The sequence below is a fragment of the Paenibacillus xylanilyticus genome (assembly GCF_013359935.1).
GTDB lineage: Bacteria > Bacillota > Bacilli > Paenibacillales > Paenibacillaceae > Paenibacillus > Paenibacillus xylanilyticus.
The window spans coordinates 162,966-169,450 of record NZ_JABMCB010000198.1 but is presented as its reverse complement, the minus strand read 5'-3'; the positions used below and the strand labels follow the sequence as shown (position 1 = coordinate 169,450).

The following is a 6,485-nucleotide window of genomic DNA, read 5'->3' as shown; positions in this document are numbered from 1 at the left end:
TCATTTTGAATCTGACGAGATTAAAAATCTCAATTGTGCTTCGAAATCATACAGTCAGATGACGTGTACCGATTTCTCAGCGTCGATCTTGCAAGCAAGATCGTTACTCACTCGTTGTTCAGTTTTCAAAGATCAAACTTCATTCCCGACTCTTTCAAGGCCGGAATTAGAATATACCACATATCTTCTTAACTTGTAAAGATATTTCTCAAAATATTTTTTGAGTTTTCCGGGCTTCTTGCGGCCGGAAGAATAATATATCATTTTAGGAGCCAGCTTTCTAGTTGTAAAATGTTCCAGTAGTAATCTACCACATCATAGAGAGCAGCTTCCCTTATATCTTTCTTTTTCTAAAACCACCCATAATTAGCTCTCCAATAAAGTCTGCACAGAATTGCTCTCTTCGAAGGTCTTTTTCGAGAATCGAGATAATCATATTAGACTCACTGAAACTGCCTTAAACCCCAAATCGGGAGAAGTTTTAAATCTGCAATTTGGCTTTAGTTTTGATATAGCAATTAGATAGGGGACATTTAGAAGACAAACGATAACCCAGGAATACGATTCATGAGATCTGTCGCTTCTTCTTCTGTAATGCGCATACCACATCCGTCCTCATGGGCTTCCGTATACAAATAGTCACTCCCATCTTCCTTCAGAAAGCACAGATCATCTGGCATAGAAGGATACAGCCAATCCAGGAAACCATCGGCCTCTTCCTTCAGGATCTGCCCAGAGCCTGGCGTACATTCATATATATTGTAGATTCCTTCAGTATAAAACGCTCTTGTCTTCATCATCATTTCTTCCGTGGTACAACTTTCTATCAGATACGGCTTCAATCTCTGTAAAACTCTCGCTACTCCTGCAGGAGTTTCCTCTTTATATCGTCTGTCCACAAGGAAAAAGCGCCCTGTTTTCTCGATCAATTCGTCAATTAAATGTATGTATGCAGCCCCTATCGGAGCCGTATGAAAAGGTATCGCTCTCATTCAAATCCCCCTTAATATTCAACTTGTTCCGACGTTATAGCAGTGTCACGTGATTGCATTATGGCATAGGCTGATATCACCAATCCAAATACAGGAGGCTTATCACATGGCATACGTACCTGGTTCGGTTTCATCTCCGTCATCTGCCGGATATCCCTATCCATACTACCCGCCAGCACCGCAACCACCTTATCCCTATCCTTATCCGTACCCCTATCCATACCCGCCATTTTACCCGCTGCCCTTGCCAATTCCCGTCGGAGGCCCTTGGTGGCATGGCGGATATCCGGGAGGAGGGTATCCCGGCGGCCATCACGGACCATTCCCGGGTGGTGGCTATCACAGCGGCCCATACGGTGGAGCTCCCGGGGGGCATGGAGGCCCTTCAGGTGGGGGGTTTCACGGTCATCGGTTTTTCCAGCAGGGATAACATTCGAACCATTCAGGAGCTGCTGCATGCAGTTCCTGCAATTTTAATTTTTTTCATTTGTTGAGTAGCAACCGCTTCAACATCCAGAGAACCTGGGTCAGTACTCAATCTCATCCATGATCTCCAGGTTGCGGTTGGATTCTTGCAGCAGGCTCTTAAAGGTATCTGTTTTATAATAAACAAAATCCGGATCATGCACATAAATGATAATCTGACCATAACTACCCTGATCTGACGGATCAAAGTCCAGCATTAGATACAGGGAACCCCCAGCCATCGTCGCAAATGGAATCCACGGTTCATGAAATAAATAAGGCTTGATCTCCGGATCCAGTTTACTGATCTCTTCTGCCGAATAGTGCTCTTCCAGCTTCTCACTCCGCTCGCAGAAATATTGCTTGGTTTCCCGGATTTCCTCCAGTGACATCAAGTAAAACGGGGTACATTCCTCTCTCTTGGCATCACCAGTATACAGGACATGAAATGCGTAACCACTGCCATTCTTGCACTTGTAGAATTCCCGAAAATCTTCTGGCAGGCGGACACCAAACTCTCTCTCAAAAAGAGCCAGGCTGTCTTCGGAAGCCCCTCCCAGCTGCTGATATTCTTCATACAACTGTCTAATCTCTTCATCCTTCACTTTTTTATGTAATAATTCATTCAAATGATTCATCTGCTCATTCATTCTTTCGTTCATATCCGTTTGCATAAGACTCCCCCATTCTCAGCTGTATTATGTCCGTTCATGCATATACGACTTGTAACCCAGAACGCCTCCTTTTCCCACCATCTTCGATCAGGATCATGACTGCGTAAGAAAGCAGATTCAGCCACTCTTCCATTTAGAGCAACCTGTTCATCCGAAATAAGTTTGTTGCTGCGCAGCATTCCATCAGGCTCGACCGCCCATGAACGCCCAGATCTTTTTTAACATCTATGGTCCAGATAACCATCCTACCAACGTAACGGTTCTTCTCCACGCCACACAACAAAACGCTCCAGTTCACGGAGAGTTCCTGTTCCAATACTGTAGTCATCCATTCGGTCGGAATGCAGATTAAGGATATGCACCATGCCCCCATACGTACCTACTGCGAGCTTGGATTGATCAGGCGAGATTGCCAGAGAATAAATGGTGCTGCCTACAAAATGTCTCCATACCTCCTGCCCCTTCTTATCCACACATTTGAGGTAACCATATGCATCGCCAAGAACCATACCTTGTGGTATTTCTACGGCAGCATATACACGAGCGCTTTCATCCATCATAGGCCAATCTTCTTTCGATTCATTGCCTTCCACTTCATCCAAATTCACCTGCATCGTAACTCCATTGTAAAAATGGCACGCATTAAACCAGACGTACTGATGATCTCTGGTAAACACCGCATGATGCGGGTAACTGGATTCAGGATAAAGCGCATAGGTATGATGACGTTCACGATCCAGAAGCATATGGTCACTAACCTGACTGCCAAACGCAATCCATCGACCATCCTGAGACACCGCTGCATGCCCCATGGAAATCTGTGTATCCTCCAATTCGTGCTCCTCCACCTCTGCAGGATCAGGGTGCATCGGAGATACCTTGCCATGCTCCACCAGATAAATTCCGTAATGGGACAAAATGATAAGCGCCTGACCACGATCAAACGGAATGAGACCTTCGAGTGTGCGTTCCGGATATTCACAGTCAGCAAGGGATTCGATTCGGGGCAGCGCCTGATGAATGGCTGATTGGATGTCGTCCCAGCGGAACATTGCCACTTCTTTTCCTTCCAGATGACGATCTGGCTGTGTAATCACGCGGATCCCCTCAGTGCCTGCCAGAGCATACTGTTCACCATCCGGCGACTGCCCAGCGAATTGATATTGTGGAAAAGAACGCACATGTTCGTGATCACCGGTATATACGCATCCTTTATCCGTCAGAAAACCACTATTAAAGACAACAGTATCGTTATCCAGATATCCCGCTACGCGCACGGCCTGCATGGATGACTGAAATGTTTCATTGAATGGCCAAGTTGCCGCGGGTAATTCCTTACGCAGTCGATGCAGATCGTTCTGTACGTTTCCCTTCTTCACCATGTCCCATACTTCCGCACTGAACTCTGCCCGTCCGTCGTTCGCCAGTTTCGATTCATCCGGCACTTCTCCCGCGATACTTCTGCGCACAAAATCATTTACACTCTGGGCGTAGCGTTTCCCTTCCTTCCTCCACTTTTCTGCAATTTTTTCGTTTAACCAACTCATCCATGATTCCTCCACTCCGTCTCAATTCATGATTCTACAGTGATGTGCGAGCAAAAAATGCTCTATATCGTAATCCGTGGTCCCTTCCACCCCGTGGATCTCTTCATAAAAGAGGGCAATTTCCCTGCCATTCGCATAATTAAAACGCAGGTATCCACCAATGGAAGCCATGAAGAGCTTGCATGTATACTCATTTTCCATCACCGCATCCCACTTGAACTGTGCTTGACATAAGCTGGCCAGATGTTGGATTGACGTCCGATCCTTGTGATCTTCCAAATGATAAAAAGTGTGATTTCTCAGCTCATTCCAGGGTTCAAAATAGCTTGGCTTTATCGTTTCAGCTTGACCGTAGTACCCACAATAGATTCGGTCCAGCGTGTCGCCAAACTCCGATTCCGTATGTTTCCACAAAGTAATCTGCTCATCGTGGCGAGGGAGCCACAAAAGTCCGTCAATTTCAGGATGAATGGCCAGGAAGTCGCCATCCACGGAGCTACCTATGCTAATACAATCCTCCAGCTGTTGTTGACTGACAGGGGTAACGTCGGTATGCATCCAAAAGTCATATTCTGCAAAAGGCTTCAATACCTCGTGATCCGGCCTCTGTACGTTCATCCAGCCCGAATAGGTTCCTTCCCCATATTGCTCGAGCCACTGCCGATAAGAAACTGGCAATGAAACGGAATGCTGCTGCTCAAAACGTAAAAGCTCCTCTGCGGATACTGGTTTAAGCGTACGGGTTACCACATACATTAATGACATCTCCTATCTTCAGGTCATTCTTCTACAAATCAAATGATGGATTTCTCAGGCAAGCTCCTCCTGAACAATTTCTGTTTTTACACCTTTACGATTCACGATGCGAATGGAGAACGCATCATATCCATCCCGTTTAACCTGGTTAAAATCCATGCAATCGCCAGTGATCAATTCGTAGGTTCCATCTTCATCCACATCTTCCCCGAATTCCTCATCCCACGGCACATTGTAAAAGGCTGACAAGTGGACTTCAAACGTATCCTCTCCCTCCACGTCCAGATATGGACGCAGCGACCTTTTGCTCAGTTCTTCCTCCGGATAAGTTTCACACAACATTGCATCATAACCATGTTTAGCTGCATCGATAAGCAAATAACGCTCTCCGGTCACAGTGTGCTCTGCATATACGATTAATGGTGTCGAATCCTGCCAGGTTATCAGATCATCTTTCATCAAGTCACCATAATAAAAGATATGGAACTTGTCATGACCATCCTTTGTCTGCAACTTGCCTTTCCACTCGACTTCCTGGTTCTCCCCAGCCGTTACTTTTTGAACGATCCCTTCCAGATATGCTGGTCCATTATGTACGCCAAACAAATTCATCATCTCGCCTCCGCTTTATTCATTCGTATCCATACGATTTTTTGTTCTTCATCAACCGTCAGATTTACATCAACGTTCAGCTTGTCGTGAAATAATGCCGTAATGTTAATGTACGGATCACGCGCCGCTTCACTTCCTCCATTATGGGAACGAGTCATCCCCTGATGAATAATGGATTTTACCAAATTCCCATCGCCTTTGCCCGTCGTTTCGTAGGTATAGATCTCCTGCTCTTCTTTGTTATAAAAATGAAGTGAGGTTGTATAATCCTTAGCATTTGAATATTCTTTTTCCGACCTTACGTACGTCGTTTCGGGAGAATGATATTCCACGTTACCTGCTAGAAAAGGATTCTCATTACCTGGTGTGACGCCATACTCCTGATAAGCCAATTGAAAAAGGTAGTTGATATGGTTCATATCCACCCGGTAATATAACTGGCGATTGTCCTCACTCTTATCCATGGCTGCGAAACTGTTCACGAGCGGCCATGCATCATACGGTTCCCGATTTACATCTACCGCGAGCACATAGTCTGATAGCACTCTCTCTTTTTGGAATACACCGTACGTCTGTAAAATAAAATAGGCAGGGATGAGAAGACTACCTAAAATTATTCCAAATATAAGTAGTTTGGCACGTAATTTCATTCCATTCCTCCTCGTCGCTTCCCTTGGTTCCTCCTCAGCCTGTCTTGTGCAAAAGCTTGGTCAGCGCGCGAACCATCTGGTCCCTGTTTTTCGCTTCCTTCATGTAAACCGGGAGATAATGTGACGCCGTCTTGAGCGGTACATTCCCACGTCTCACTCGCAAATCGGCAGAAACATATGAAATCAGGTAATTTAAATGCGCTCGATTAACAGCCCACACCAATTTACCTCGAACATAGTCCAGAAAATACAGCTCCATACCGAAGATTGGATCTCTCCCGTCCCGAGTGTCCATAATATATCTTTTGCAAACAGGCTTGCTATGCAGCTGGGTTTGATTGACGGCGCCGCAGTGTGGACAATCAATGTGTGTTGATTTGTGCGAAGTCTGTTTATCGTCTGTCACTTCGATATTGAACCAACGTTCACACAGAACACAATTACCCTTGGCATGATATTGATATACCGGCTTTTCCACCCCATGAGCATAACATGCTGAGCATTTCCACTGCATTTGATCCTGACATTGCTCGATATAAGCGTGACCGCCGCATGTCTGACATTTGACATCGACACGTTCACCTCGGCGGAGCACCCAATAGAAGTTATATTTATAGGCTCCTTCATCCTCGAACTGTTTCATTTCAAATCTACTCCTCTCACTGGAAACAAATATGTTTTATATGCGCTACCGCAAATTCAACCATCAATATTTTCCATTCCACCCCATTTAAAATTATAAGTAACTCCATCGCGTAGTACAAGAAACGTGCCATATCTGCGGAAATT

8 protein-coding genes are annotated in these 6,485 nt (G+C 45.3%); 1 reads left to right on the top strand and 7 read right to left on the bottom strand.

Going from position 1 to position 6,485, the window contains the following annotated elements; genetic code table 11:
* Positions 1–533 precede the first annotated feature (533 nt).
* Positions 534–992, bottom strand: coding sequence for a hypothetical protein (locus tag HP552_RS24285; protein ID WP_175397963.1), 459 nt, complete (start codon positions 990–992; stop codon positions 534–536).
* A gap of 106 nt (positions 993–1,098) precedes the next feature.
* On the opposite strand from HP552_RS24285, the gene HP552_RS24280 reads away from it, so the two are divergent.
* Entirely contained in the window at positions 1,099–1,422 is a 324-nt protein-coding gene (locus tag HP552_RS24280; protein WP_175397962.1) for a hypothetical protein, read from the top strand.
* Positions 1,423–1,519: 97 nt separating this feature from the next.
* Here the strand turns inward: HP552_RS24280 and HP552_RS24275 are convergent, their stop codons facing one another.
* From HP552_RS24275 to HP552_RS24250, 6 genes are all read right to left on the bottom strand, one after another.
* Positions 1,520–2,131 (bottom strand): SMI1/KNR4 family protein, encoded by a 612-nt coding sequence (locus tag HP552_RS24275; protein WP_246311033.1) that lies wholly within the window; start codon positions 2,129–2,131, stop codon positions 1,520–1,522.
* A gap of 245 nt (positions 2,132–2,376) precedes the next feature.
* On the bottom strand, positions 2,377–3,678 hold the full coding sequence (locus HP552_RS24270) for a WD40 repeat domain-containing protein (RefSeq protein ID WP_175397961.1): 1,302 nt from the start codon (positions 3,676–3,678) through the stop codon (positions 2,377–2,379).
* A gap of 21 nt (positions 3,679–3,699) precedes the next feature.
* Complete coding sequence (locus HP552_RS24265) at positions 3,700–4,434, bottom strand: SMI1/KNR4 family protein (protein WP_175397960.1); 735 nt, start codon at positions 4,432–4,434, stop codon at positions 3,700–3,702.
* Positions 4,435–4,488: 54 nt separating this feature from the next.
* The gene (locus HP552_RS24260; RefSeq protein ID WP_246311032.1) at positions 4,489–5,049 is read right to left on the bottom strand and encodes a hypothetical protein; all 561 of its coding nucleotides are present in this window, start codon (positions 5,047–5,049) and stop codon (positions 4,489–4,491) included.
* On the bottom strand, positions 5,046–5,696 hold the full coding sequence (locus tag HP552_RS24255; RefSeq protein WP_175397959.1) for a hypothetical protein: 651 nt from the start codon (positions 5,694–5,696) through the stop codon (positions 5,046–5,048). The genes HP552_RS24260 and HP552_RS24255 overlap by 4 nt, the downstream gene beginning before the upstream one ends.
* 34 nt (positions 5,697–5,730) lie before the next feature.
* Positions 5,731–6,339, bottom strand: coding sequence for a hypothetical protein (locus tag HP552_RS24250; protein ID WP_175397958.1), 609 nt, complete (start codon positions 6,337–6,339; stop codon positions 5,731–5,733).
* Positions 6,340–6,485: the final 146 nt, after the last annotated feature.